We start from the raw sequence: 26,271 nt of genomic DNA, 5'->3' as shown, positions 1-26,271 counted from the left end.
ACGCAGGAATCCAGCGCAATATGAATGTCCTGATCGTTGATGACGACCCCCTTGCCCGCGAGCGCCTGAGCCGAATGGTTGGCGAACTCGAGGGATACAGTGTCCTGGAGCCCAGCGCCACGAACGGCGAAGAAGCGTTGGCACTGATCGACAGCCACAAGCCGGATATCGTGTTGCTCGATATCCGCATGCCAGGCCTCGATGGCCTGCAAGTGGCCGCGCGATTGTGCGAGCGCGAAACCCCGCCCGCCGTGGTGTTTTGCACAGGACCCGATGAATTTGCCGTGGAAGCCTTGCAGGCCAGCGCCGTAGGCTATCTGGTGAAACCGGTGAGAACTGAACATTTACATGACGCGTTAAAAAAAGCCGAGCGCCCCAACCGTGTTCAACTCGCGGCCCTGACGCGTCCGGCCGCCGAAAGTGGCAGCGGCCCCCGCAGCCATATCAGCGCACGCACCCGTAAAGGGATCGAACTGATTCCACTGGATCAGGTGGTCTACTTTATCGCCGACCACAAATACGTGACCTTGCGCCACGAAGCCGGCGAAGTGCTGCTCGATGAGCCGCTCAAAGCCCTTGAAGACGAATTTGGTGACCGTTTCGTGCGCATCCACCGCAACGCACTGGTCGCCCGAGAGCGCATCGAACGCTTGCAGCGAACGCCCCTGGGGCATTTCCAGCTATTCCTCAAAGGCCTCAACGGCGACGCATTGATCGTCAGCCGGCGTCATGTGGCCGGCGTACGGAAAATGATGCAGCAGCTTTAAATCGCTGGTCGCAGGCGATTTTCACACCCGATTGCCGGAGATCCGGGGCCAGGGAGGCCGAGTAGTTTCTGATACAAGTCAAAGTGGATTTGGCTGAGCTGTTATCATCCGCCGTATCTATTCAGTACGGATTGATCCATGTCCTCTCGCCAAATCCGCATCGCCACCCGCAAAAGTGCTCTCGCCCTGTGGCAGGCCGAATACGTCAAAGCCCGTCTGGAAGAGGCCCATCCCGGCCTGCTCGTGACGCTGGTCCCGATGGTCAGTCGCGGCGACAAGCTGCTCGACTCGCCATTGTCGAAAATCGGCGGCAAGGGCTTGTTCGTCAAGGAACTGGAAACCGCGCTGCTGGAAAACGAAGCCGACATCGCCGTGCATTCCATGAAAGACGTGCCGATGGACTTCCCCGAAGGCCTTGGCCTGTTCTGCATCTGCGAGCGCGAAGACCCGCGCGATGCCTTCGTCTCCAATACCTATGCCAGCCTGGAAGCGTTGCCGCCCGGCAGCATTGTCGGCACGTCGAGCCTGCGTCGCCAGGCCCAGTTGCTGACCCGTCGCCCGGACCTGGAAATCCGCTTCCTGCGCGGCAACGTCAACACTCGCCTGGCCAAGCTCGATGCCGGCGAATACGACGCCATCATCCTCGCGTCCGCCGGTTTGATCCGGCTGGGCTTTGAAGATCGCATCACCTCGGCCATCAGTGTCGACGACAGCCTGCCGGCCGGTGGCCAGGGCGCGGTGGGGATCGAATGCCGCAGTGCCGACAGCGAAATTCATGCACTGCTGGCGCCGTTGCATCACCAGGACACCGCCACGCGCGTGACGGCCGAACGAGCCCTGAACAAACACCTCAATGGTGGCTGCCAGGTTCCCATCGCCTGCTACGCCGTGCTTGAGGGCGAACAGGTCTGGTTGCGCGGCCTGGTGGGTGATCCGGGCGGTGGCCTGCTGCTCAGTGCCCAGGCGCGTGCGCCGCGTGGTGACGCCGAAGCCCTGGGGGTGCGAGTGGCCGAAGACCTTTTGAGCCAGGGTGCCGCCGAAATCTTGAAAGCGGTCTACGGCGAGGCAGGTCACGAGTGACAGGCTGGCGTCTGCTGCTGACGCGTCCGGCGGATGAGTCGGCGGCGCTGGGCAGTCTGCTGGCGGAGCAGGGGATTTTCAGCAGCAGCCTGCCGCTTTTGGACATCGTGCCGATCCCCGCCTCTGCCACAATGCGCGACGTGATCCGCAAAGTGGATCGCTACTGCGCAGTGATCGTGGTGAGCAAGCCCGCCGCGCGAATCGGTGTCGAACTGCTTGAGCGGTTTTGTTCGCACACTCCGCAGGTGAAGTGGTTCAGCGTCGGTGCGGCAACGGCGCAAATCCTGGAGGAACACGGCCTGGACGTGAGCTTCCCGGAGGAGGGCGATGACAGCGAAGCCTTGCTTGAGCTGGCGAATTTACGCCAGGCCATCGCCCGGCCTGATCCGCAGGTTCTGATCCTGCGTGGGGAGGGCGGGCGCGAGCTGCTGGCTGAGCGTTTGCGCGAGCGAGGTGCTAGTGTCGAGTATCTGGAACTGTATCGCCGCGAGCTGCCGTCATACGCGCCGGCAGCACTGCCAGGACGGATCGAAGCGGAACGCCTGAATGCACTGGTGGTCAGCAGTGGACAGGGTTTCGAGCACCTGCATCAATTGGCTGGCGATGCCTGGCCGCAATTGGCGCGGTTGCCGTTGTTTGTACCAAGCCCCAGGGTCGCCGAGCTGGCACGTGCTGCCGGCGCCCTGACAGTTGTGGATTGTCGTGGCGCGAGTGCCGCGGCTTTGCTGACGGCGTTACGGGAGCATCCCGTGCCCGTTCTCTAATGCAAAGGATGGATACGTGAGCGAAACAGCCTTGCCAAAAGATGACGTGCGACCCGTGCTTGATGCGCCGGTCGATGCACTTGTTGATCAAGCACCGCCACCAGCTGCAACGCAGCAACGAGGCAATGGGCTGGCAATCGTCGCGCTGCTGCTGGGCGCTGCCGGTATTGCGGTGGGCGGTTGGGGCGTCTGGCAGGTGCGGCACCTGCAAGCGACCCACCAACAGCAGGTGAGCCAGGTTCAGTCGCTGAGCGACGAGGCGCAAAGCCTCAAGCTCAATGAGCAACGCCTGAGCGCACGCCTGGAACAGTTGCCCGGCGCCGACGTGCTGGAAGAACGCAGTCGCCTGGTGATTCAGCTTCAGGGCGATCAGCAGCGGCTCAATCAACGCCTGGAAACCGTCCTCGGCGCCAGCCGAAAGGACTGGCGACTGGCCGAGGCCGAGCACTTGCTGCGCCTGGCCAGCCTGCGACTGTCCGCCTTGCAGGACATCAGCAGCGCCCAGGCCCTGGTGCAGGGCGCCGACGAAATCCTGCGCGAACAAAATGATCCGGGCGCCTTTGCCGCCCGCGAACAGGTGGCCAAAACCCTGGCGGCGTTGCGCAGCACCGAGCAGCCGGATCGCACCGGGCTGTTCCTGCGCCTGGGCGCGCTGCGCGAACAGGTCACCGGCCTCACCGAGCTGGCGCCCGAGTACAAGGACCGTGGCGAATCCCTGCTGGGCCTGACCGCCGACGGCGACGGTGCCAGTCGCTGGGCGCAGTGGTGGGATCAGATCTCGCGCTACATCCGCATCGATTTCAACGCCGATAAAAATGTCCGCCCGTTGCTCGCCGGTCAGAGCTTGAGTCAGGTGCGCCTGGCTTTGAGTCTGGCGCTGGAGCAGGCGCAATGGGCCGCGCTCAATGGCCAGGCCGCGGTTTACAGCCAGGCCCTGGACGAGGCGCGTGACGTGCTCAAAGGCAACTTCAACCCGGACAACCTGCAAAGCAAGGTGATGCTTGAGCAGGTCGCCGAACTGAGCAAGCAGCCGGTCACCGTGGTCACCCCGGACCTGACCGGCACGCTGAGCGCGGTCCAGGGGTATCTGGAGCGGCGCAATGTCAACGCCGAGGATTCGATCAAGCCACTGGCCAAGCCTGCCGCTAATACCGCGCAGGAGGCCACCCCATGAAGCGCCTGTATGTGATCGTGTTTCTGGTCATCGCCGCTGCGGCTGCGCTGGGACTGGCGATTGCCGAACATTCCGGCTACGTGCTGATCGCGTACAAAAGCTTCCGGTACGAGTCGAGCCTGTGGGCGACCCTGGCCCTGGTGGCGGTGCTCTGGCTGGTGTTCTGGGGCATCAAGGCACTGATCGAACTGGTGACCACTTCCGGTGGCGTGGTCAATCCCTGGTCGCGCCGCAATCGCAGTCGCCGGGTACAGGTGGCGATCGAGCATGGCCAGCTGGACCTGGCCGAGGGGCGTTGGGCCAGTGCGCAGCGTCATCTGCATCGGGCTGCGGAAGCCGAGCGCCAACCATTGCTCTATTACCTCGGTGCTGCCCGCGCCGCGAACGAGCAGGGGCATTACGAAGAGAGCGACAACCTGCTGGAGCGTGCGCTGGAGCGCCAGCCTCAGGCCGAGTTGGCGATTGCCTTGAACCACGCGCAATTGCAGACCGACCGTGGCGATACCGACGGCGCCCTGGCGACGCTGCAAGCGATGCACGAGCGTCACCCGCATAACGCACAGACCCTGCGCCAGCTGCAGCGTTTGCACCAGCAGCGGGGCGACTGGTCGGCGATCATTCGCCTGCTGCCGGAACTGCGCAAGGACAAAGTCTTGCCGGCGGCTGAACTGGCCGAGCTGGAACGTCGTGCCTGGGGCAAGAATCTTTCCCTGGCGGCACAGCAGGAAGAGGACGGGACCGTCGGCCTGCAATCGCTCAATCGCGCCTGGCAGCAGCTGACGTCGGCCCAGCGCCAGGAACCGCAACTGGTGCTGGCCTATGCCGATCAGCTGCGGCAACTGGGGGCGCAGGCGGAGGCTGAAGAGGTATTGCGCACTGCCCTCAAGCGCAGTTATGACTCTCACCTGGCACGTCTCTACGGGTTGGTTCGCGGCAGTGATCCGGCTCGTCAGCTGCAACTCGCCGAAGGTTGGCTCAAGGATCATCCGGCCGACCCGAGCCTGTTGTTGACCCTGGGGCGGCTGTGCCTGCAAAGCAGTCTCTGGGGCAAGGCCCGGGACTATCTGGAAAGCAGTTTGCGCGTCCAGCGCAACCCGGAAGCCTGTGCCGAACTGGCGCGGCTGCTGGCGCAAATGGGTGACACCGAGCGTAGCAATCAGCTGTTCCAGGAAGGTCTGGGCATGCTGGATGAGCGCTTGCTGGCAGCGCCCTTGCCGGTGCCGGCTCACGCGTGATGATTGCGTACCCGTCCACTGGCGCAGCCGAACGCAGGCTGTGCCAGCTGCTACAAGCCGCTGTCTGAAATGGCGATGCAGATCAGCGGAATCCGCCTTGTTTTTTTTCGACCTGCATCGTCTTCAGCCGAATCCTACAAAGGACAACACCAAATCCTCTGTTCATTGTCGGGAATTCCCTACATCCCTGTTGAAGTGTCCCTGCCGGCCTGCCTTGAAACGCCGGAGCGCTTTCCTCTACCGTAGCCGTCGGTCATAACTGTTACGGAAAAGCCATGTCTTCGGACTGCTCGCGTTCCTTGTTTTTCACGGTTTTCGTTGTGGGCGCCCTGGTCCTGGGCGGGTCCTACTATCTGGAGTACTCCGTTGGCCTCACACCATGTGGCTTGTGTCTGCTGCAGCGGGTTTGCCTGGCGCTGCTGACCGGTGTCTGCCTGATGGCGGCGGTGCAGGGACCCGGTCGATCCGGTTCTTTCCTGTATTGGCTGCTCGGCCTTCTGTGCAGCCTGGCAGGTACGGTCACGGCATGGCGGCAGGTACTGCTGCAAAGTGATCCGGTACATCACCTGGCGACCTGTGCGCCCGGTCTTGCGGATCTGTTCGCCAGCGCGCCGTGGTTCAGTGTGCTGCAGCAGATGTTCAACGGCTCCCTCGACTGCGCTCAGATCTCCTGGACGCTGTTCGATTTGAGCCTTCCCGAGTGGAGCTTGCTGTACTTCGTCGCGATGATGATTCTGTGTATTTGCCAGCTGTTGCGTCTTGTCTGGAGCGCTGTACGACGACCGCTCGGCGGCGAGTCGTCGCACCGGGCTTTGGCGGGCGATTAAACACTTGTATGAACTTTATCGCCTGCGTACCTTGAAGCCACAGTCGCGCGGGCATAATCTGGCCCGCACGTGTCATTGGATTTATGTTGCTCGATGACGCTCTGCCTGATCGATTCTTGGTCTTCAAGGGTGCGACGGGTGTAGAGCAGCATGACCCACAAGGGAAGAGAGACCGCCATGCTCGAAAGTTGTCAGAATGCTCAGGAACGTTGGGGTGGAGTACATCTGCTGATCGATCGCTGGTTGCAGGAGCGTCGAGAACTGATCGGGGCCTATGACGCACTCGGCGCGAAGCCTGAGGCTCTGGGTGAAAACCGCAAGCCCTTGCAGGAGTTCTGCGGTGTGCTGGTCGATTACGTATCCGCCGGTCATTTCGAGATCTACGAGCAGCTGACGGGGGAGGCCAAGGCCTTCAACGACAAGCGTGGCCTGGAACTCGCCGAGACCCTCTACCCACGCATCGACGTCATCACTGAAAAACTCCTCGCGTTCAACGACCTGTGTGATGCCGGGAAGTGTGTTGCCGAGGAGTTCAAGACATTGGGTGGCCTGCTGCACGAACGCTTCGAACTGGAAGACTGCCTGATCGAAGTGCTGCACACCGCTCACAAGGAAGAAGATTCGGTTCAGGCCTGATCGTTCTCCTCGCAAGACCTGAAAACGGTGCGCCATGGCGCACCGTTTTTCATTTCTTGTTTCAGCTGGTGGCGCCGCGCAATTCGACTTCAAACACCAGGGGGGTGAACGGTGCGATCAGGTCGCCGGCACCGTCGGCGCCATAGGCTTGCGCCGATGGGATCACCAGGCGCCATTTGGCCCCGACCGGCATGTCTTGCAGTGCGCTGCGCCAGCCGCTGATCACGCTATCGAGACTGAACCATTGTGGCTGGTTGTTCTGGTCGAACACGGTACCGTCAGGCAGGCGGCCGATATATAGCACCTGCACTTTTCCGTTCGGTCCGGCCTTGGCGCCGTTGCCCGGCACCAACTCCGTCAGCAATATTCCATCCGCCAGTTCACGAACGCCGGGCCGGGCTTTTTCACCGGCGAGAAAACGCTGCTCGTTCTCCAGCGCGAGCTCGCTTTGCGGCGCAGGTGTTTGCATGGCAATCCGGGCTTCGTGTTCGGTCAGGATCTGTTCGATCTGCTCGTCTTTCAGCGCCAGCGGCTTGCCTTGGTAGGCTTGCTGCAAACCTTCGACCAACGCTTTGAGTTGCAGGTCGGGGACCTCCTGGCGCAAGCGTTCACCGAGGCTCGCACCCAAACTGTAAGCGAGATCGCGAGCATCATTTGCCTGGGTTTTTTCGTCGGCCTGGGCCACGGAAAAAATCACGCACAGCGATAAAAAAAGGTAGCGCGACATGGGCACTCTCCGACCTGGGATGCGGGCGATTATGCCAGTGTGAATGCGCATAACGGTGAACTGGTTTTGCTCGGGCGCAGAACATTTTCCATTCGTTGCAACGCAACGCTTTGGATACTGTCAAGATGCCCTAGCGGCGGTAGCAGCAGAGGTCTAGTATGAGCCGCACCCACGTCATCCAGGAGGTAAACCATGTCGGCCACCAAGAAGCCTGTAAATACCCCGTTGCACTTACTCCAACAACTCTCGGGCAGCCTGCTCGAGCATCTGGAAACCGCTTGTTCAGAAGCCCTGGCTGATGCTGAAAAACTGCTCGCCAAACTGGAAAAGCAGCGCGGAAAAGCGCAGGAAAAATTGCACAAATCCCGCATCAAATTGCAGGACGCCGCAGCGGCCGGTAAGGCCAAGGCACAAGCAAAAGCCAAGGGTGGCGTGAAGGAACTCGAAGACCTGCTGGATGCCCTCAAGGAGCGTCAGTCGGACACTCGCGGCTACATCCTGCAACTCAAGCGTGACGCTCAGGAAAGCCTGAAACTGGCCCAGGGCGTTGGTCGTGTTCAAGAGGCTGTCGGCAAGGCGTTGTCCCTGCGTGCGGCCAAGCCTGCTGCGGCCCCTGCGAAGAAAGCCGCTGCCAAACCGGCTGCTGTGAAAGCACCGGCCAAGCCTGCCGCCAAACCGGTTGCCAAAGCACCGGTGAAAGCCGCAGCAAAACCCGCGGTGAAAAAACCGGTTGCTGCGAGCGCTGCCAAACCGGCTGCGAAAACGGCGGCTGCAAAACCTGCCGTAGCTAAAACGGCTGCTGCAAAACCAGCTGCAAAACCAGCTGCAAGAACGGCTGCCGCGAAACCGGCCGTGGCGAAAACCGCTGCTGCAAAACCAGCCGCCAAGCCGGCCGCAAAACCAGCTGCCAGAACCGCCGCTGCCAAGCCCGCTGCAAAACCTGTCGCGGCTAAAACCGCTGCCAAGCCAGCTGCAAAACCAGCCGCTAAACCAGCTGCGAAAACGGCTGCTGCAAAACCTGTCGCCGCGAAACCAGCCGCTGCCGCAAAACCAGCCGCAGCGAAACCTGCCGCCAAACCTGCTGCTGCCAAACCCGCAGCAAAACCAGCCGCAAAACCTGCCGCTGCCAAACCAGCCGCCAAGCCAGCCGCAAAACCCGCGGTGAAGAAACCGGCCGCAGCGGCCAAGCCGACCCCGGCGCCTGCCGCCAAGCCAGCGACGCCAGCGCCATCCGCTTCGGCTGCTCCTGCGCCAGCGGCAACAACCTCGACAGCCACCACTGCGCCAACGCCAGTTGCACCGTCGAGCACTGCCTCCACCCCAACCAGCGCTTCCTAAGTGCCGGATACCGCGACGCGCAGCTGATGCAGCGCGTCGCGGTCCGGGAGGGCGACCCCCGCCACAACGCCGTCCAGCCAGGCTGATAAATCCCTCGCCTCATCCTGCGGCCAGTCCTGCGCCGATTGCTCCAGGCGCACTAACAGAACCCGCTCAGCTTCCATTTCCAGGTTCTTCACTTCCTCGCGCAAATTGTTCAGGCCGGCATCCTCGCCCGCGGCGACTTTCCATCGTTGTCGCAAAGCGCGCACCGGTTGCACGACCTCAGCGTCCCAGGGGCCTGCGACATCGCGAAGCCGCTGCAATCGCTGTTCGTCGCAGCTAACGCCACGTTTCCCCAGCCACAGCCCGCACAGCAGCAGGCACACGTTCGCGCCGTTCGACTGCAACAGCAGGCACGCGGGTTCAACGCCGCGTCTGGAATAGGTTTCTACGGAAAAGCTCCACAGGTCAGAGGACATAGTGCTACTCGCGCCAGTTGCGAGCGAAGCTGGTAGACTCCGCCGCCATTATGATTCGACTTCAGAACCTGACTTTACAGCGTGGCCCGCAACGTCTGCTAGAAGACGCCGAGCTGACCCTGCACGCCGGCCAGAAAGCCGGCCTCATCGGTGCCAATGGCGCCGGCAAATCGAGCCTGTTCGCCTTGCTCCGGGGTGAACTGCACCCGGATTCGGGCGACTGCTTCCTGCCGGCCGACTGGCGTATCGCCCACATGCGCCAGGAGGTCGACACGCTCGATCGCCTGGCGGTCGACTACGTGCTCGATGGCGACCTGCGCCTGCGCCAGGTGCAACGCGACCTGGCGGCAGCCGAAGCGGCCCATGACGGTGCCGCACAGGCCCGCCTGCACTCAGAACTCGACAGTGCCGACGGTTACACCGCCGATGCCCGGGCGCGCAAGCTGCTGGCAGGCCTGGGGTTCACCAACGAGCAGATGGATCGGCCGGTAGGAGATTTCTCCGGTGGCTGGCGGATGCGTCTGAATCTGGCGCAGGCCCTGATGTGTCCTTCGGACCTGCTGTTGCTCGACGAACCGACCAACCACCTGGACCTCGACGCCATCATCTGGCTGGAAGAATGGCTCAAAAGCTATCCCGGCACCTTGATGCTGATCTCCCACGACCGGGATTTCCTCGATGCCGTGGTCGATCACGTGGCCCACGTCGATCAGCGCAAGATCACCCTGTATCGCGGTGGCTACAGCGCTTTCGAGCGTGCCCGCGCCGAGCGCCTGGCCCAGCAACAGCAGGCCTACGAGAAGCAGCAGGCGCAACGTGCGCACATGGAAAGCTACATCGCCCGTTTCAAGGCCCAGGCCACCAAGGCCCGCCAGGCCCAGAGCCGGATCAAGGCGCTGGAGCGGATGGAGGAGCTGACCGCCGCCCACGTCGATTCGCCGTTCGATTTCGTGTTCCGCGAATCGCAGAAAATTTCCAGCCCGCTGATCGACCTGTCCGATGCCCGTCTGGGCTACGGCGAGAAAACCGTGCTGGAGAAGGTCAAGCTGCAACTGACCCCCGGCGCACGGATCGGTTTGCTCGGCCCCAACGGCGCGGGCAAGTCGACCCTGATCAAAAACCTCGCGGGTGAACTCGAGCCGCTGGCCGGCCGGTTGACCCGTGGCGAGAACACCGTCGTCGGCTACTTCGCCCAGCATCAGCTCGATTCCCTGGACGCCAAGGCCAGCCCGTTGCTGCACTTGCAGCGCTTGGCCCCGACCGAGCGCGAGCAGACCCTGCGTGACTTCCTCGGCGGCTTCGACTTCCGTGGCGCGCGAATCGACGAGCCGGTGCTGAATTTCTCCGGTGGCGAGAAAGCGCGTCTGGCCCTGGCGTTGATCGCCTGGGACCGGCCGAACCTGTTGCTGCTCGACGAACCGACCAACCACCTGGACCTGGAAATGCGCCTGGCACTGACCATGGCCTTGCAGGAATTCAGTGGTGCAGTCCTGGTGGTCTCCCACGACCGTCACCTGCTCAAGAGCACCACCGATAACTTCTATCTGGTGGCGGACGGCAAGGTCGAAGAATTCGACGGCGACCTGGAGGACTACACCCGTTGGCTGGTGGAGTACCGTCAGCGCAATGCCCCGGTCAGTAACACCCCGGTCAACCCGGACAAGACCGACAAGAAAGCCCAGCGTCAGGCTGCGGCTGCCTTGCGCCAGCAACTGGCTCCCCACAAGCGCGAAGCGGAAAAGCTCGAAGCCGAGCTGGGCAAGCTGCACGAGAAGCTGGCGAAGATCGACACCAGCCTTGGTGACAGCGATATCTACGAGCCGGCGCGCAAGAACGAATTGCGCGATCTGTTGGCCGAGCAAGCCAGGCTGAAGGTGCGTGAAGCCGAACTGGAAGAAGCCTGGATGGAAGCCCTGGAATTGCTGGAGAGCATGCAGGCGGAGCTGGAGGCGCTGTCCTGATGGACGCGTTCAAGCTGCCGTTGCCGGCGATGTGGGTAGAGCCGATCTGGCTGGGTGTGCAAATCCTGCTGATTCTGCTGGCCGGTTACGTCGCCCAGCGCTTTGTCGCCAAATGCCTGACCCGTCTCGGCGAGCGCTACCCGTTTCCGCCGCAGTTGCTGATGCCGCTGCGCGGCGGTCTGCGCTGGCTGATCATGGGCAGTGCGCTGATCTTTGTGCTCGAGCGCCTCGGGGTGTCGGCCACGGTGCTCTGGACGGCGTTGTCCGGTTTTGTCGCGGTCGCTGCGGTGGCGTTTTTCGCCATGTGGAGCGTGCTCTCCAATCTGCTGTGCGCGATCCTGATTTTTACCGTTGGCCCGTTTCGCCTGGGCGATGTGGTGGAACTGGTGGATACCACCGATAAGCCTGGTGTGAAAGGGCGGGTGGTGGCGATCAATCTGCTGTACACCACGCTGATCGAGGCTGAAGAACTTGGGACGGGCAGCGCCATGGTGCAGGTGCCCAATAGCCTGTTCTTCCAGCGTTCGGTGCGGCGTTGGCGGGGGACTGATGTGTTTCCTTCGAGCGGGTTTGAGAAGTAAGACTCTTCAAGCTTGAAAGATCGCATTCATCGGCAGCTCCTACAGGGATCGTGTTCTCTGTAGGAGCTGCCGAAGGCTGCGATCTTTTGCTATTGGCATTCATCGGCTCAAGTTACATCCGGCAAAAAATCGGTAGTCATCCACCCAAAGCCGCATTAGCTTAGACATTTGTCACGAGTCTGAGTCGAGGTGTGTAATGGAGCTTCAAACATGGCTGGCGTTTTTTGCCGCCTGCTGGGTGATCAGCCTGTCTCCCGGTGCCGGTGCCATTGCGTCGATGTCCAGCGGTCTTCAATACGGTTTCTGGCGGGGTTACTGGAACGCCCTGGGCCTGCAATTGGGCCTGGCGGTGCAAATCGCCATTGTCGGCGCGGGCGTGGGCGCGATCCTTACGGCGTCGGCCACGGCCTTTTATGCGATCAAGTGGTTCGGCGTGGCGTACCTGGTGTACCTCGCGATCAAGCAATGGCGTGCACTGCCCAGCGACATGAGCGATGACGCGGCCATCCGCCCGATCGGCAAGCCGCTGGTCCTGGTGTTCCGTGGTTTTCTGGTGAACATCAGTAACCCCAAGGCACTGGTGTTCATGCTTGCGGTGCTGCCGCAGTTCATCGACCCGCACGCACCGCTGGTGATCCAGTACCTGATCATCGGTGCGACCATGATTTGCGTCGATCTGATCGTCATGGCCGGTTACACCGGGCTGGCGTCCAAGGTCCTGCGTCTGTTGCGCACGCCGAAACAGCAAAGACGCATGAACCGAACGTTTGCCGGGCTGTTCATTGGTGCGGCGGCGTTCATGGCAACGCTTCGCAAAGCGGCCGTGTAAAAGAGCCAGGCACAAAAAAGGCGACCTTTTCAGGTCGCCTTTTTGTTTCCCCGTGTCAGCGCAGGATGACCGGCGCCGTGTCCGCGGGCAGGTTGTTGCGCAACGGTGCTTGCCCGGGCTGCTCGTAACCACCGCCACCGAGCTGCTGGCTCATCTGCGCGGCTACGTCCTCGCCCAGCGCCTTGGACACCTCTCGCACCACCCGTGGGCGGTTCAGCGACACTTTGATGTCCCGGCCGTTGACCAGTTTGGTGTCCTGGCCTTCGCCCATCGCCGTGAACGCCGAAGTGATTTCATAGGTCCGGGTGTTGATCAGGCTGAAGTCGGCCACCAGGGTCAGCCCCAGCACTGCCGAATGGCTGTCGGTATTGGCCAGCTCGGTCACGTCGCGGGTGAAGTCGATGTCCGACACTGTGCCGAACAGCACATAGTCGGCACCTTTGAAGTTACCGGCCTTGATGCGCTTGATTACGTCGTAGACATCACCTTTGGAGGCCGCCGTGTAAGGCGTGCCCTGCACCAGTTGGAACAGGCCGGTGCGCAGAATCTCACCCTTGATGTCACCGGTGAATTTACGCAGCTCGCCCTGTTCGATGTAGCTGCTGGTGGCTTCGATTTCGTTGTAGCTCGACGAGCCGCTGGCGCTGTAGGGGCTTGCCTGGAAATTGCTCTGCGCGGAAACGATGTGGATGTACTGCTCCACCCGCTCCTGGTACGCCAGGTCCGTCACCGCAATTTTCGGGGCCGCTTGCACGCTGAACGCGCAAGCCAGGGCCATCATGCCGATCCATGTGCGCATGGCTTAACGCTCCGTGGTCTTGCGGATTTCTTTTTCGTCCATCCATTCGGCCAGGCCGCTTTCAACGTCGATCAGTTGCAGGCTGAATTTGTAGAAGACGTCCTTGTAGTCGGCGCTGCGCTTGACGATCGAGCTGATCGAACCTTCGAGGCGATACTGGGCGGCGATCATGTTGCCGGTCTTGGCCACGGTGCTCTTTTTGTACAAGCCGCTCTGGTTTTGTAGCTTGAGCTGGTCGACCTGGCTCTGCATCTGGGTGTTGTCGCTGGCGAAGCGGGCGGTGCCGGTCTTCATCAGCTGGGTCTTGATGCTGGTGGTGATTTCGCGGGTATCGATGTACTCGCTGGTCTTGTTCTTCACGTCGTAGACCTGTACCACCGGGCGGCCCTGCAGAATGCCGGACTGGGCCAGGGAGCGGGTCATGGACTCGGCAATCATTTGCAGGTCGGTCGAGCCGAATTCGTTGGTCACGGTTTCAACCGCCTTGGTATCGCCGTAGCCGATGTTCTTGCTGCCCAGGGTTGGCGAGGTGTTGGCGCAACCACTGGCGAGCAGGGCGATGACGGCGATGAAGGAGAAGCGAGCAAACATGAGGGTACTCTCTGGAACGGATCGAATGGAAAGGCTTAAGGCGTCTTGATTTCCAGGCGGAAATCCACGGCTTTGGCGGTCGGGGCGATGGCCTGGATGAAGCTTGTCTGCTCGCCGTACATCAGCTGGCTTTTCCAGGTTTCCTCTTCGGCAATCGGGAAGCCTTCAGGGCCGAGCCAGGCGAAGCGGTAGTAGAAGGTCTTGTTGTTGTAGCTGGTGTTGCTCAGCTGCGTGTTGACCGTCATGAAGCCGTTTTCCCGGGCCACGCGCATGGCGCCGACCACAATGTTATTGAGCTTGCCCATGGCCACGACTTTACTGGCGGCGCTGCCCGGCTCCGGTGGTGGCGGTGTGGCGCAGCCGGCCAGCAGGGCCAGGCCGAGGACAGCGATGAATTTGAAACGCATGAAAAGACTCCGTGCTTAAGGGGTGACGAGGCTGGCCACGGCGGTCGGGCTGACACTCGGGATGACGTGGGCGGCCACGCCGCTGGCGAACACCTGGTTGCCCACGGTGCGCAGGCTGATCACCTGGTAGCGCTGATCGACGGTGACCTTCACCGTCGAGCCACCCATCACGTTCGAAAGGGTGAACTGGTGTTCGCCTTTCTTCAGACGCAGGCGCACCACTTGGGTGTTGTCGGGCAGCGTGCGCCACGTACGGGTGTCGGCGCCTTCGAGTACGGCTGAAGTGATGCCGACGGCCAGGCCGGCCAGCGGGTTGGTTTCGTTGATCTGCTTCTGCGCCACGCCACGGGTCACGGCGCGCACGGTGGTGCGCACGATGATGCCCGGCATGTCGTCGCGCAGGGCGCGTCGGGACATGGCCGTGGTGCTGTTGAGCGGGGTCAGGTCCCGTGGCTGTCCATCCACGCAGATCTGTGCCAGCACTGCGGTGGAGGTGTCAGGCTTGATGATCGGGAACGACAGCGGGGTGATGACGACGTTGCCGCTGATCGGCAGGGGCAGCGGGATGCGGATCGAATCCCGGGCCGGTGCCAGGCCGCTTTGCACCACGATCAGGATATCGCTGTCATCGTCCTTGCCGCCGGGCTTGTCGAGATTGACCAGTGCCTGCTCCAGCAGCGGCGTGTTTGGCCGCAGTTCGGCGGCTTTGCGATAGCCCGGCGCCGCCAGGTCTTTTTCACCCAGGGCTTCATAGATGAAGCCCGCCAGGTAATGGCTGAAGGCGCTCTGGTAGCTGTTTTTCAGGCCGACCACCTCGGGAGCATCGAGGCTGTCGACCGGGTAGCCCTGCAAGTCCTTGTACTGGGTGGTGATGCCTTCTTTCTCGGCTTCTTCTTCGCTCTTGAGGTATTGCTGGTCGCGCAGGTCAGCGATCACCGCTTCGCGTTCGTGGGTTTTCTTGATCGCGGTGCGGGCGCCGTCAAAGTCGTTCATCGCCGTGAAGTTAAGGGCCATCTGCGTGGTCAGCATGACTTTTTCGTAGTCATAGCCCTCGTAGCGACGCACCTTGTCGTTCACCAGGAGGCTGCCGAACTGAGCCAGGTACTTGGCGGTATCGAGCTTGACCGAGTCTTCCCACTGGCCCACCACCTGGTCGGCGTTGTTCCAGGCGTGCTGGCTGGCGGACAAATCACCCTTGGCGCGCAGCAATTCGCCTTTCTCGAAGTAATAGAGCAGGTCTTTGTCTTCGCCCCGGTTGTTCTTTTCCAGCAGGGTCAGTGCGGCATCGACATTGCCGGTGGCCAGTTGCTGGTTGGTTTGCGCCAGTTCGGAATCGTAGTTGCGAAAAGCGGAACAGCCGGAGAGCAACGTGACGGCGCTGAGTGCAATCACGGTAAGGGCACGGGAGGCCATGAGGTTACTTCTTCCCTGAACATAAGCAGCCGCTGTCGCAGGTCGGGCTGTGGGGACCCATTGCCAGGGATTCAGGCTTCCTGCCAATGCCTCATCGGGGGTGAGACGCTTAATGCCGTTTCGAAATAAAAGGGCGGCGCATTATAAGGATAAGTGCTGGCTAAGTAATGGCTTTTTAATAGCTAGTTATCAGAGGGAGCCATCACCACCCGCAGGAGTTGTGTTCAGGCTCACGGGGATAGGCCGTTAATCCACAACAAAGCTTGAGTGAAAGTCATTGGGAGGGAACAATATGTTACTTCGTGTTTCCAATTGAGATTCATTCATGATTGCCCCGTCCCGTTTCCTGGCCTGGCTGATAGCGCCGGTGTTTGCCCTATGCAGCGTCAACCTGCTGGCCGACACGGTGGAAGGCGCGCCGCAAGCCCTGCACTTACTCGACTACATCGGTGCGGATTACCCGCAAGCGGTGCAGGCCGGCAAGGTCGTCAACGAGTCTGAATACCGCGAGCAACTGGAATTCGTCCAGGCGTTGCAAGGCCTGGTGGCCGCGATGCCGGCCCAGCCGGAAAAGGCCGGGCTGGAGCAGGGCATCGGCACGCTGCGCAGTGCAATCGCGGCACGTCAGGACGGCGCGGATGTCGCCCGTCAGGCGCGGCAGCTCGGGGCCCGGCTGGCCGTGGCCTATGAGGTGACCCAGGCCCCGATCATTACCCCGGACCCGACCCGTGGCGCGCCGCTGTACGCGCAGCACTGTTCGGTGTGCCACGGCGATACCGGGGCGGGTGACGGTCCGGCGGGTGTCGGCCTGACGCCGCCACCGGCCAATCTGCGTGATAACGCGCGCCTGGATCACCTGAGCCTGTACGCGATCTACAACACCCTGGGCCTGGGCGTTGAAGGCACCGACATGCCGGCGTTCGCCGATCAGCTGGATGATCGCCAGCGTTGGGACCTGGCCACCTACATCGCCAGCTTCAGTGCCGATTCGGCAACCGCAGGCGGTGACAAAGTGTTCAACATCGCCGACCTGGCCCGCCAGACCCCGGCCGAAGTGCAGGCCACCGATGGCCCGCAAGCCGCAGCGACCTTCCGTGCGCAACGGGCACAGCCGCCCCAGGTCAAGCGCGGCCCGGCGCAATTGCTCGATTACACCGCCGCGACCCTGGACAAGAGTGTCGCGGCCTACCGTGCCGGTGACCACGATCAGGCCTATGACTTGTCGGTGGCGGCGTACCTGGAAGGCTTCGAACTGGTCGAAAGCTCCCTCGATAACGTCGACGCCGAGGTGCGCAAGGACACGGAAAAATCCCTGATGGCCTACCGTCAGTCGTTGCAGGATGGCTTGCCGGTGGAGCAGGTCGAGCAGCGTCTGGAAGCGGCCAAGGCCAAATTGAAGACCTCGGCCGGCCTGTTGGGCAGCGATGGTTTGAGCTGGTCGCTGAGCTACATTTCCGGCCTGTTGATTCTGCTGCGCGAAGGCCTGGAAGCGATTCTGGTGCTGGCGGCGATCCTCGCCTTCCTGCGTAACACCGGCCAGCAATCGGCGGTGCGCAGCGTCAACGTCGGTTGGGGCCTGGCGCTGCTGGCCGGTTTGGGAACCTGGGCGTTGGCGGCGTATGTGATCGATGTCAGCGGCTCACAGCGTGAGTTGCTGGAAGGCGCGACGGCCTTGTTCGCCAGCGTCATGGTGTTGTGGCTGGGCGTGTGGATGCACGACCGTCGCCATGCCGCGGCCTGGCAGGATTACATCAAGAGCAGCCTGGTGGGCGGTGGTGGGCGGTTCGGCTTTGCGATCCTGGCGTTCTTCTCGGTGTATCGCGAGCTTTTCGAAGTGATCCTGTTCTACGAAACCCTGTGGTTGCAGGCGGGCCCTGCGGGTCACGACGCGGTGCTGGCCGGCGGTGCGACGGCACTGGTGCTGCTGGTGGGTCTGGCGTGGGTGATTTTGCGCGGCTCGGCGAAGTTGCCGTTGACGCTGTTCTTCAGCATCAACGCCGGTCTGCTGTGCGCGTTGTCGGTGGTGTTCGCCGGGCATGGTGTGAAGGCGTTGCAGGAAGCGGGGATCTTCGGTACGCGGCCGGTGCCGTTCTTCGAGTTCGATTGGCTGGGGATTCATGCCGATGCTTACTCGTTGAGTGCGCAGGCGGTGGCGATCATTGCGATTGTGGTGCTGTATGGCCGCAGTTGGGTGGCTGAGAAGCGGCGGGTGCAGGTTTCCTGATCGACTGATCCTTTGAAAGATCGCAGCCTTCGGCAGCTCCTACAGGTGTACGTTAACCCCATGTAGGCGCTGCCGAAGGCTGCGATCTTTTGCTTTTAGAGAGGTAAAGAACATGCGCGTATGGATCGATGCCGACGCCTGCCCCCGGGCGGCCAAGGATCTGGTGGTGAAATTCGCCCTCAAGCGCCAGTTTGAGGTGGTGCTGGTGGCGGGCCAGCCACAGATCAAGCCGGGCCTGGCCCTGGTGAAGCTGATCGTGGTGCCCAGTGGTCCGGACGCCGCCGACGACTACCTGGTGGAACACGCCGTGCCTGGAGAGCTGGTGATTTGCAGCGATGTGCCGCTGGCTGACCGTCTGGTGAAAAAGGGGGTTGCGGCGCTGGACCCACGGGGCAAGGAGTTCGATGCGCAGAACATGGGTGACCGGCTGGCGGTGCGAAACCTGTTCACGGACTTGCGCGAGCAAGGGCAGATGAGTGGTGGGCCGGCGCCGTTTGGCGAGCGGGAGAAGCAGGCGTTTGCCAATGCGCTGGATAGGATCTTGACGCGGCTGACGCGCAAACCCTGAAAAGATCGCAGCCTTCGGCAGCTCCTACAAAGGATCGGCGTACGCCCGTAGGAGCTGCCGAAGGCTGCGATCTTTTGATCTTACTGTTAGTTACGCATCGTTTTCGTGGGTCAGTTCGAGTACGCGGTCGACCAGTTTGTTGATGCCCGACGCCGCTTCGCTGATGCTTGCGGCCAGCATGTACGCCGGAGTGCTCACCAGTTTGCGCGCCTTGTCTTCGACGATGTCGCTCACGGCGCACTCTTGGTGGGTGGCGCCCATCTTGTTCAGCGCGGCGGCGGTGTCGGCGTCATTGCCGATGGTGCAGGTCACGCCCGGGCCATAGATTTTTGCCGCCAGGGCCGGCGAGATGCAGATCAGGCCGACCGGTTTGCCCGCCTCGGCAAAGGCTTCGGTCAAGGCCAGGACATCGGGTTGCACGGTGCAGGCGGTGCCTTCCACGGCGAAGTTGGACAGGTTCTTGGCCGAGCCGAAGCCGCCAGGAATGATCAGCGCATCGAAGTCCTCGGCGTCGGCCTCACGAATGTCCTTGATCTCGCCACGGGCAATGCGCGCCGACTCCACCAGGACATTGCGCGATTCGGGCATTTCTTCGCCCGTCAGGTGATTGATCACGTGCAACTGCGCAATATCCGGTGCGAAACACTGCACCTGCGCGCCACGCTGGTCCAGGCGCAACAGGGTAATCACGCTCTCGTAAATTTCGGCGCCGTCGTACACGCCACAGCCGGAAAGGATCACTGCAACTTTTTTGCTCATGGGCTTTTCTCCAGATTCATGGCGTTAAATGTCCACTAATTTGTCACTCGTTGCCATAGGGTTAATTCGCGGCTACACATAGGATCTGTCCTACAAATTCCGACCAGGGCGCACCATGGACTTCATTCTGTATGCGGTGCCGTTTTTCTTTGTGCTGATCGCCGTCGAACTGTTGGCCGACCGTTGGCGCGGGGTCAGCAATTATCGGGTGGCGGACGCGATCAACAGCATCAGCACCGGCGTGCTGTCGACCACCACCGGCCTTTTGACCAAGGGCGTGGGCCTGGTCACCTATGCATTTGCCCTCAAGCACCTGGCGCTGTTCGAACTCTCGGCCGACAGCGTCTGGGTCTGGGTCTTCGCCTTTGTCTTCTATGACTTCTGCTACTACTGGCTGCATCGCATGGGGCATGAGCGCAACATCCTCTGGGCCGCGCATTCGGTGCATCACCAGAGCGAGGATTACAACCTCTCCACCGCCCTGCGGCAGACCAGCACCGGGTTTTTGTTGAGCTGGATCTTCTACCTGCCCATGGCCGTGGCCGGCGTGCCGCTGCTGGTGTTTGTCAGTGTCGCCGCGCTGAACCTGCTGTACCAGTTCTGGGTGCACACCCGGCACATTCCCAAGCTCGGCTGGTTCGAGTGGTTCTTCGTCACGCCATCCAATCATCGGGCCCACCATGCACAGAACGCTCTCTACATGGATCGCAACTACGGCGGGGTGTTCATTATTTGGGACCGTCTATTCGGCTCGTTCCAGGAAGAAGACGACAATGAACCGGTGATTTTCGGCGTCACCACACCGCTGGCAAGCTGGAATCCGCTGTGGGCGAATGTGCAGTTCTACGCGCAGTTGTGGGCGGATGCGCGGCGCACCGAAAGCACCTGGGACAAGCTGCGGATCTGGTTCATGCGCACCGGTTGGCGGCCGGCGGATGTGGCGGCCAAATACCCGCTGCACAAGCCGGACCTGAGCCAGTTCCGTAAATTCGAAGTGCCTTTGGACGGGCGTCAGCAACTGTATGTGGCGTTGCAGTTCTGCGTGTACATCGCACTGGGCAGCTATTTGATGAACCTGGAGCCACGCCTGTCGGCCTCCGCCCTGATTCTGGGCTGGGGTGCCGTGGCGCTGGGGTTGTTCGTGCTGGGCGTGGCCCTGGAGAATCGCCCGTGGGCGCTGAAGCTGGAACTGCTGCGGCTGGCATCGAATGTGCCGCTGGTGTGGCTGGCGCCGGTGGCGGGGCTGTGGCCCGCCAGCACAGTGGGCTGGGTTGGCCTGCTCAGCTACAGCCTGCTCAGCGCAATCGGTCTCTACTGTTGCAGAAACCGCTTCACTCGACTGGCGTCTTAGGTTCGCCGGTATTGGCCTGTCTGGCTTTCAGGGCTTGCTCGTCGGCGTAGACCTGCTTGGCCAGGCGCGCATTCTTGAAGCGCCGGCGCAGCCACAGGCCCAGGCCCAGGACGAGCAGGGCGCCGAGCACCCACAACTCATATTTCTTGATGCTGCCGAGCATGCCTTCCAGCACCGCGCCGAAGTGGTACGCCGCCGCCGCCAGCGCGGTGGCCCAGATCGCCGCGCCAATGCCGTTGAGCAGCAGGTAGCGGCCCGGTGGATAGCCCGACAGGCCGATCGCCACTGGCATCACCGTGCGCAGGCCGTAGACAAAGCGAAAGCTCAGGACCCAGATGTCCGGGTGCTTGCGGATGTGCTCCAGCGCCCGGTCGCCCATCAACTGCCAGCGGGGCTTGCGCGCCAGCAATTTGCGCCCGTGCTTGCGCCCCAGGAAGTACCACAGCTGGTCGCCGGCATAGCTGCCGCAGAACGCCACGACCACCACTACGTTAATGTCCATGTATCCACGGAACGCGAGGAAGCCTGCGAGCACCAGGATGGTTTCGCCTTCGAAGAACGTGCCGAGAAACAGGGCAAAGTAGCCGAAGTCATGCAGAAATTGTTGGAGCATTGTCTGGGTGCTGGCGAAATGAACGCGCAGCCTAACCCTTCGTACACATTCAGGAAAGTGTCCAAATGTGTCTCGACGTGAACATTTCCTACAAGGACAATGGAATGCGGCTACGTGTCACAGGTTGCACACAACTGTAATGTGTTCGTCATAATGGCCGCTTATAACTGTCACGCTCGCCCACCTGCGCGGGCTCAGGAGTCTGCCGTGAGCTTTACCCCCGCCAACCGTTTGTTCCCTGCAACCCGCCTGCGCCGCAATCGTCGTGATGATTTCTCGCGTCGACTGGTCCGTGAAAACGTGCTGACCGTCGATGACCTGATCCTGCCGGTGTTCGTGCTGGACGGTGAAAACCGTCGCGAAGCGGTGGCCTCGATGCCGGGCGTCGAACGCCTGACCATCGATCTGTTGCTGGAAGAGGCGGCCAGGTGGGTCGAGTTGGGGATTCCGGCGCTGGCGCTGTTCCCGGTGACCCCGTCGGCGCTCAAGTCGCTGGATGCCGCCGAAGCCTGGAACCCTGAAGGCATTGCCCAGCGTGCCACCCGTGCCCTGCGGGCCCGGTTCCCCGAGCTGGGTGTGATCACCGACGTCGCGCTGGACCCGTTCACCACCCACGGCCAGGACGGCATTCTCGACGAAGAAGGCTATGTGCAGAACGACATCACTGTCGACGCACTGGTCAGGCAAGCCCTGTCCCATGCCGAAGCCGGTGCCCAGGTCGTGGCGCCGTCGGACATGATGGACGGCCGCATCCAGGCGATCCGCGAGGCCCTCGAAGTGGCCGGTCACGTCAACGTGCGGATCATGGCCTACTCGGCGAAGTACGCCAGTGCGTATTACGGTCCGTTCCGCGACGCGGTCGGGTCGGCGCTGAACCTGGGCAAGGCCAACAAGGCCTCCTATCAGATGGACCCGGCCAACAGCAACGAAGCCCTGCACGAAGTGGCGGCTGACTTGTCAGAAGGCGCAGACATGGTCATGGTCAAGCCAGGCATGCCCTATCTGGACATCCTTTGCCGGGTGAAAGAAGAATTCAAAGTGCCGACATTTGTTTATCAAGTCAGCGGCGAATACGCCATGCACATGGCGGCGATCCAGAATGGCTGGTTGAGCGAAGGGGTTATCCTCGAATCCCTGACCGCTTTTAAACGTGCAGGCGCTGATGGCATCCTCACTTACTTTGCCGTTCGCGCAGCTCAATTGTTACGAGAGCAAAAATAGCCCTCCCAGGAACAGTCGATGAATACCGAAGGACTCACTGAAGTTGCCGTACAAGACGCTCAACCCGTGGTGGAGCAAATCGCCGAAACCCCGCCGGAGCTGGAGCCTGCTCCACCCGCGGTGGTAGCCGAGGCCGCCCCGGCGGCACCGGCGATTGCCATTCCCGGCCTGGATGACAGCAGCCTGTACATCCATCGCGAGCTTTCGCAACTGCAGTTCAACATCCGCGTGCTGGAACAGGCGCTGGACGAGTCCTACCCATTGCTGGAGCGGCTGAAGTTCCTGCTGATCTTCTCCAGCAACCTGGACGAGTTCTTCGAGATTCGCGTCGCCGGCCTGAAGAAACAGATCACCTTCGCCCGTGAACAGGCCGGTGCCGATGGCTTGCAGCCGCACCAGGCGCTGGCGCGCATCAGCGAACTGGTACACGGTCACGTTGACCGCCAGTACGCGATCCTCAATGACATTCTGTTGCCGGAACTGGAGAAACATCAGGTCCGCTTCATCCGTCGCCGCCATTGGACGACCAAGCTCAAAACCTGGGTCCGCCGCTATTTCCGCGACGAAATCGCCCCGATCATCACCCCGATCGGCCTCGACCCGACGCACCCGTTCCCGTTGCTGGTGAACAAGAGCCTGAACTTTATCGTCGAGCTCGAAGGTATCGATGCCTTCGGTCGCGATTCCGGCCTGGCGATCATCCCGGCGCCGCGCCTGTTGCCGCGTGTCATCAAGGTCCCGGAGGAAGTCGGTGGTCCTGGCGACAACTACGTGTTCCTGTCGTCGATGATCCACGCCCACGCCGATGACCTGTTCCAGGGCATGAAGGTTAAAGGCTGCTACCAGTTCCGCCTGACCCGAAACGCCGACCTGGCGCTGGACTCCGAAGACGTCGAAGACCTGGCCCGCGCCCTGCGCGGCGAGTTGTTCTCCCGTCGCTATGGCGATGCGGTGCGCCTGGAAGTGGCCGACACCTGCCCGAAACACCTGTCGGACTACCTGCTCAAGCAGTTCAACCTGAGCGAGACCGAGCTGTATCAGGTCAATGGCCCGGTGAACCTGACGCGTCTGTTCAGCATCACCGGCCTGGACAGCCAGCGCGAGCTGCAATACCTGCCATTCACCCCGCAGATCCCGAAACTGCTGCAAAACAGCGAAAACATATTCAGCGTGATCAGCAAGCAGGACATCCTGTTGCTGCACCCGTTCGAGTCGTTCACCCCGGTGGTCGACCTGCTGCGCCAGGCCGCCAAGGACCCGCATGTGCTGGCGGTGCGCCAGACCTTGTACCGCTCCGGCGCCAACTCGGAAATCGTCGATGCGCTGGTGGATGCGGCGCGTAACGGCAAGGAGGTCACGGCGGTGATCGAATTGCGTGCGCGGTTCGACGAAGAGTCCAACCTGCAACTGGCCAGCCGCCTGCAAGCGGCCGGTGCGGTGGTGATCTACGGCGTGGTCGGCTTCAAGACCCACGCCAAGATGATGCTGATCCTGCGCCGCGAGGCCGGTGAGATCGTGCGTTACGCGCACTTGGGCACGGGTAACTACCACGCCGGCAACGCCCGCCTGTACACCGACTACAGCCTGCTGACGTCCGACGACGCCTTGTGCGAAGACGTCGGTAAATTGTTCAGCCAGTTGATCGGCATGGGCAAGACGCTGCGCATGAAAAAGCTGTTGCATGCGCCGTTTACCCTGAAGAAGGGCATGCTCGACATGATTGCCCGCGAGACCCAGTTCGCCCTGGACGGCAAACCGGCGCACATCATCGCCAAGTTCAACTCGCTGACCGATCCGAAGATCATCCGCGCGTTGTACAAGGCCAGCCAGTCGGGCGTGCGCATCGATCTGGTGGTGCGCGGCATGTGCTGCCTGCGACCGGGCATTGCCGGGGTTTCCCACAACATCCACGTGCGCTCGATCATTGGCCGCTTCCTGGAGCACACCCGGGTCTTCTACTTCCTCAATGGCGGCGAAGAGCAGATGTTCCTCTCCAGCGCCGACTGGATGGAGCGCAACCTCGACAAGCGCGTCGAGACTTGCTTCCCGGTGGAAGGCAAGAAGCTGATCATGCGGGTCAAGAAAGAGCTGGAGCTGTACCTGACCGATAACACCCACAGCTGGAGCCTGCAGTCGGACGGCCGCTACATCCGCAACACGCCAACCGGCAACCAGAACCCGCGCAGTGCGCAGGCGACGTTGCTGGAGCGGTTGGGCAGTCCGATCCTTGCCGTGCGCTAGAAACGCCGGGCAATAAAAAATGGCGATCCCTGCGGATCGCCATTTTTGTTTCCGCCGCGGCCCCCTGTAGGAGCTGCCGAAGGCTGCGATCTTTTGATCTTGTTGTTTAAGATCAAGATCAAAAGATCGCAGCCTTCGGCAGCTCCTACAGGGTGTTAGCGCACGCTCAGGACGATATCAACGCGAGTGAGCCATTGCGCTTCGATCTCGAAGTCGGCCTGGGTCAATTGGTTGTCGTCCAGCCAATGTTCCGGGAACACCACTTCCAGGCTGTTGCCATTGGCATTCAATTCCACCTGAGGCATTTGCTGGGTGCCGCGGATGTGATGGAACAGGATCGCAAAGCGCAGCAGTACGCACAGGCGAATCAGCTTGATGCCGTCATCGCCGAACTCGGCGAACTTGTCCTTGGGTATGTTGCGGCGATGGCCGCGCACCAGCAGCGCGAGCATCAACTGGTCTTCCCGGGAGAAACCGGCAAGGTCCGAGTGCTCGATCAGGTAGGCGCCGTGTTTGTGGTACTGATAGTGGGCGATGTCCAGGCCCACTTCATGGACCTTGGCCGCCCAGCCCAGCAACTCGCGCCAGACGCCGTCTTCCAGATCCCAGTCCTTGGCCACCTGGTCGAAGGCGTGCAGGGCCTTGCGTTCGACCCGTGCCGCCTGTTCCAGGTCGACGTGATAGCGTTCCATCAACGAAGTCAGGGTGCGCTCGCGTACGTCTTCGTGGTGGTGGCGGCCCAGCAGGTCGTAGAGCACGCCTTCGCGCAGGGCGCCCTCGCAGTGGTCCATGCGTTGCAGTTCGAGCGAGTCGAAGATGGCTTCGAGAATCGCCAGGCCTGCCGGGAAAATCGCGCGGCGGTCAGGTTTGATGCCTTCGAAGTCGATTTTCTCGACGTCACCGAGTTTGATCAGCTTGCGTTTGAGCCAGGCCAGGCCTTCAGCGTTGACCTCGCCAGTGCCATGCCCGCCGGCCTTCAGCGCCAGGCCGATGGCGCGGATGGTGCCCGAGGAGCCGATGGCTTCATCCCAGGTCAGGCGGTGCAGGGCGTGTTCGATGCTCATGATCTCCAGCCGCGCCGCCGTGTAGGCCTGGGCATAGCGGGCCGGGGTGATCTTGCCGTCCTTGAAATAGCGTTGGGTAAAGCTGACGCAACCCATCTGCAGGCTTTCGCGCAGCAACGGTTCGAAGCGCTGGCCGATGATGAATTCTGTACTGCCGCCGCCGATGTCGGCCACCAGGCGCTTGCCCGGGGTGTCGGCGAGGGTGTGGGACACGCCGAGGTAGATCAGGCGCGCTTCTTCACGGCCGGAGATGACCTCCACCGGATGGCCGAGGATTTCTTCGGCGCGGCGGATGAATTCGGCTCGGTTACGCGCTTCACGCAGGGCGTTGGTGCCTACGATGCGCACGGCGCCCAGGGGCATACCGTTGATCAGTTGGGCGAAGCGCTTCAGGCAATCGAGCCCGCGTTGCATGGATTCTTCGCTGAGTTGGCGCTCTTCATTGATGCCGGCGGCCAGCTGAACCTTTTCCCCGAGACGTTCGAGAATGCGGATCTCGCCGTTCTGGGCCTTGGCCACGACCATATGAAAGCTGTTGGAGCCCAGGTCGATTGCGGCGATCAGGGACAGATTCTTGGCTTGGGATTGCGGCATGGTCAGGGGGTCTCGGTCGATAACCCTGACATCGTGCCACGATCAA

General features: G+C 61.7%; 25 protein-coding genes. 16 read left to right on the top strand and 9 right to left on the bottom strand.

Annotated elements, in window-relative coordinates; genetic code table 11:
* Positions 1–20: 20 nt before the first annotated feature.
* From F8N66_RS26495 to rsd, 7 genes are all read left to right on the top strand, one after another.
* A complete protein-coding gene (locus F8N66_RS26495; protein ID WP_150772960.1) occupies positions 21–767 on the top strand; it encodes a LytR/AlgR family response regulator transcription factor in 747 nt (248 codons plus the stop codon).
* A gap of 138 nt (positions 768–905) precedes the next feature.
* Complete coding sequence (gene hemC, locus F8N66_RS26490) at positions 906–1,847, top strand: hydroxymethylbilane synthase (RefSeq protein ID WP_150772959.1); 942 nt, start codon at positions 906–908, stop codon at positions 1,845–1,847.
* Entirely contained in the window at positions 1,844–2,611 is a 768-nt protein-coding gene (locus F8N66_RS26485; protein ID WP_150772958.1) for a uroporphyrinogen-III synthase, read from the top strand. The genes hemC and F8N66_RS26485 overlap by 4 nt, the downstream gene beginning before the upstream one ends.
* 16 nt (positions 2,612–2,627) lie before the next feature.
* Positions 2,628–3,785, top strand: coding sequence for a uroporphyrinogen-III C-methyltransferase (locus F8N66_RS26480; RefSeq protein WP_150772957.1), 1,158 nt, complete (start codon positions 2,628–2,630; stop codon positions 3,783–3,785).
* On the top strand, positions 3,782–5,020 hold the full coding sequence (locus tag F8N66_RS26475) for a heme biosynthesis protein HemY (protein ID WP_150772956.1): 1,239 nt from the start codon (positions 3,782–3,784) through the stop codon (positions 5,018–5,020). The genes F8N66_RS26480 and F8N66_RS26475 overlap by 4 nt, the downstream gene beginning before the upstream one ends.
* 275 nt (positions 5,021–5,295) lie before the next feature.
* The gene (locus F8N66_RS26470; protein ID WP_150772955.1) at positions 5,296–5,847 is read left to right on the top strand and encodes a disulfide bond formation protein B; all 552 of its coding nucleotides are present in this window, start codon (positions 5,296–5,298) and stop codon (positions 5,845–5,847) included.
* A 177-nt stretch (positions 5,848–6,024) separates the two neighbouring features.
* Positions 6,025–6,483 carry a sigma D regulator gene (gene rsd / locus F8N66_RS26465; protein WP_150772954.1) on the top strand — a complete coding sequence of 153 codons (459 nt, stop codon included), beginning with the start codon at positions 6,025–6,027 and terminating at the stop codon, positions 6,481–6,483.
* 61 nt (positions 6,484–6,544) lie between these two features.
* On the opposite strand, the gene F8N66_RS26460 is transcribed toward rsd, so the two are convergent.
* Entirely contained in the window at positions 6,545–7,210 is a 666-nt protein-coding gene (locus F8N66_RS26460) for an FKBP-type peptidyl-prolyl cis-trans isomerase (RefSeq protein ID WP_150772953.1), read from the bottom strand.
* A 192-nt stretch (positions 7,211–7,402) separates the two neighbouring features.
* Between F8N66_RS26460 and F8N66_RS26455 the strand changes: the two genes are divergently transcribed.
* On the top strand, positions 7,403–8,548 hold the full coding sequence (locus F8N66_RS26455) for an AlgP family protein (protein WP_150772952.1): 1,146 nt from the start codon (positions 7,403–7,405) through the stop codon (positions 8,546–8,548).
* On the opposite strand, the gene F8N66_RS26450 is transcribed toward F8N66_RS26455, so the two are convergent.
* Positions 8,545–9,009 carry a TIGR02444 family protein gene (locus tag F8N66_RS26450; RefSeq protein WP_150772951.1) on the bottom strand — a complete coding sequence of 155 codons (465 nt, stop codon included), beginning with the start codon at positions 9,007–9,009 and terminating at the stop codon, positions 8,545–8,547. The two genes, F8N66_RS26455 and F8N66_RS26450, sit on opposite strands and share 4 nt — an antisense overlap.
* A gap of 50 nt (positions 9,010–9,059) precedes the next feature.
* Between F8N66_RS26450 and F8N66_RS26445 the strand changes: the two genes are divergently transcribed.
* From F8N66_RS26445 to F8N66_RS26435, 3 genes are all read left to right on the top strand, one after another.
* The gene (locus F8N66_RS26445) at positions 9,060–10,970 is read left to right on the top strand and encodes an ATP-binding cassette domain-containing protein (RefSeq protein ID WP_150772950.1); all 1,911 of its coding nucleotides are present in this window, start codon (positions 9,060–9,062) and stop codon (positions 10,968–10,970) included.
* Positions 10,970–11,551 (top strand): mechanosensitive ion channel family protein, encoded by a 582-nt coding sequence (locus F8N66_RS26440; RefSeq protein WP_150772949.1) that lies wholly within the window; start codon positions 10,970–10,972, stop codon positions 11,549–11,551. The genes F8N66_RS26445 and F8N66_RS26440 overlap by 1 nt, the downstream gene beginning before the upstream one ends.
* Before the next feature lie 196 nt (positions 11,552–11,747).
* A complete protein-coding gene (locus F8N66_RS26435) occupies positions 11,748–12,380 on the top strand; it encodes a LysE family transporter (RefSeq protein WP_150772948.1) in 633 nt (210 codons plus the stop codon).
* 55 nt (positions 12,381–12,435) lie between these two features.
* On the opposite strand, the gene F8N66_RS26430 is transcribed toward F8N66_RS26435, so the two are convergent.
* From F8N66_RS26430 to F8N66_RS26415, 4 genes are read right to left on the bottom strand one after another with little or no spacing between them, the layout of a single operon-like run.
* The gene (locus tag F8N66_RS26430) at positions 12,436–13,179 is read right to left on the bottom strand and encodes a penicillin-binding protein activator LpoB (protein ID WP_150772947.1); all 744 of its coding nucleotides are present in this window, start codon (positions 13,177–13,179) and stop codon (positions 12,436–12,438) included.
* Positions 13,180–13,182: 3 nt separating this feature from the next.
* A complete protein-coding gene (lpoB, locus tag F8N66_RS26425; RefSeq protein ID WP_150772946.1) occupies positions 13,183–13,770 on the bottom strand; it encodes a penicillin-binding protein activator LpoB in 588 nt (195 codons plus the stop codon).
* Between the two features lie 35 nt (positions 13,771–13,805).
* Entirely contained in the window at positions 13,806–14,177 is a 372-nt protein-coding gene (locus F8N66_RS26420; RefSeq protein WP_150772945.1) for a YcfL family protein, read from the bottom strand.
* A 15-nt stretch (positions 14,178–14,192) separates the two neighbouring features.
* Positions 14,193–15,590, bottom strand: a complete 1,398-nt coding sequence (locus F8N66_RS26415) for a COG3014 family protein (RefSeq protein WP_150772944.1) — start codon at positions 15,588–15,590, stop codon at positions 14,193–14,195.
* Positions 15,591–15,915: 325 nt separating this feature from the next.
* Between F8N66_RS26415 and F8N66_RS26410 the strand changes: the two genes are divergently transcribed.
* Together F8N66_RS26410 and F8N66_RS26405 are read left to right on the top strand one after the other, a co-directional pair.
* Positions 15,916–17,814: a cytochrome c/FTR1 family iron permease gene (locus tag F8N66_RS26410; protein WP_150772943.1), complete on the top strand. Its 1,899-nt coding sequence runs from the start codon at positions 15,916–15,918 to the stop codon at positions 17,812–17,814.
* Positions 17,815–17,926: 112 nt separating this feature from the next.
* Entirely contained in the window at positions 17,927–18,382 is a 456-nt protein-coding gene (locus tag F8N66_RS26405) for a YaiI/YqxD family protein (protein ID WP_017341414.1), read from the top strand.
* Between the two features lie 90 nt (positions 18,383–18,472).
* On the opposite strand, the gene elbB is transcribed toward F8N66_RS26405, so the two are convergent.
* Positions 18,473–19,141, bottom strand: coding sequence for an isoprenoid biosynthesis glyoxalase ElbB (gene elbB, locus F8N66_RS26400; protein WP_150772942.1), 669 nt, complete (start codon positions 19,139–19,141; stop codon positions 18,473–18,475).
* A 115-nt stretch (positions 19,142–19,256) separates the two neighbouring features.
* Between elbB and F8N66_RS26395 the strand changes: the two genes are divergently transcribed.
* The gene (locus tag F8N66_RS26395; protein WP_150772941.1) at positions 19,257–20,492 is read left to right on the top strand and encodes a sterol desaturase family protein; all 1,236 of its coding nucleotides are present in this window, start codon (positions 19,257–19,259) and stop codon (positions 20,490–20,492) included.
* On the opposite strand, the gene F8N66_RS26390 is transcribed toward F8N66_RS26395, so the two are convergent.
* Positions 20,473–21,105 (bottom strand): DedA family protein, encoded by a 633-nt coding sequence (locus F8N66_RS26390; RefSeq protein WP_150772940.1) that lies wholly within the window; start codon positions 21,103–21,105, stop codon positions 20,473–20,475. The genes F8N66_RS26395 and F8N66_RS26390 overlap by 20 nt on opposite strands.
* Positions 21,106–21,312: 207 nt before the next feature.
* Here F8N66_RS26390 and hemB point away from each other — a divergent pair, with 207 nt between their 5' ends.
* Complete coding sequence (gene hemB / locus F8N66_RS26385; RefSeq protein WP_150772939.1) at positions 21,313–22,326, top strand: porphobilinogen synthase; 1,014 nt, start codon at positions 21,313–21,315, stop codon at positions 22,324–22,326.
* 18 nt (positions 22,327–22,344) lie between these two features.
* Positions 22,345–24,567, top strand: coding sequence for a polyphosphate kinase 1 (ppk1, locus tag F8N66_RS26380; RefSeq protein WP_150772938.1), 2,223 nt, complete (start codon positions 22,345–22,347; stop codon positions 24,565–24,567).
* 155 nt (positions 24,568–24,722) lie between these two features.
* Here the strand turns inward: ppk1 and ppx are convergent, their stop codons facing one another.
* Positions 24,723–26,225: an exopolyphosphatase gene (gene ppx / locus F8N66_RS26375; protein ID WP_150772937.1), complete on the bottom strand. Its 1,503-nt coding sequence runs from the start codon at positions 26,223–26,225 to the stop codon at positions 24,723–24,725.
* Positions 26,226–26,271: the final 46 nt, after the last annotated feature.

This window comes from Pseudomonas fluorescens, assembly GCF_902498195.1.
GTDB lineage: Bacteria > Pseudomonadota > Gammaproteobacteria > Pseudomonadales > Pseudomonadaceae > Aquipseudomonas > Aquipseudomonas fluorescens_BU.
This window is presented reverse-complemented; position numbering and strand designations above follow the sequence as displayed.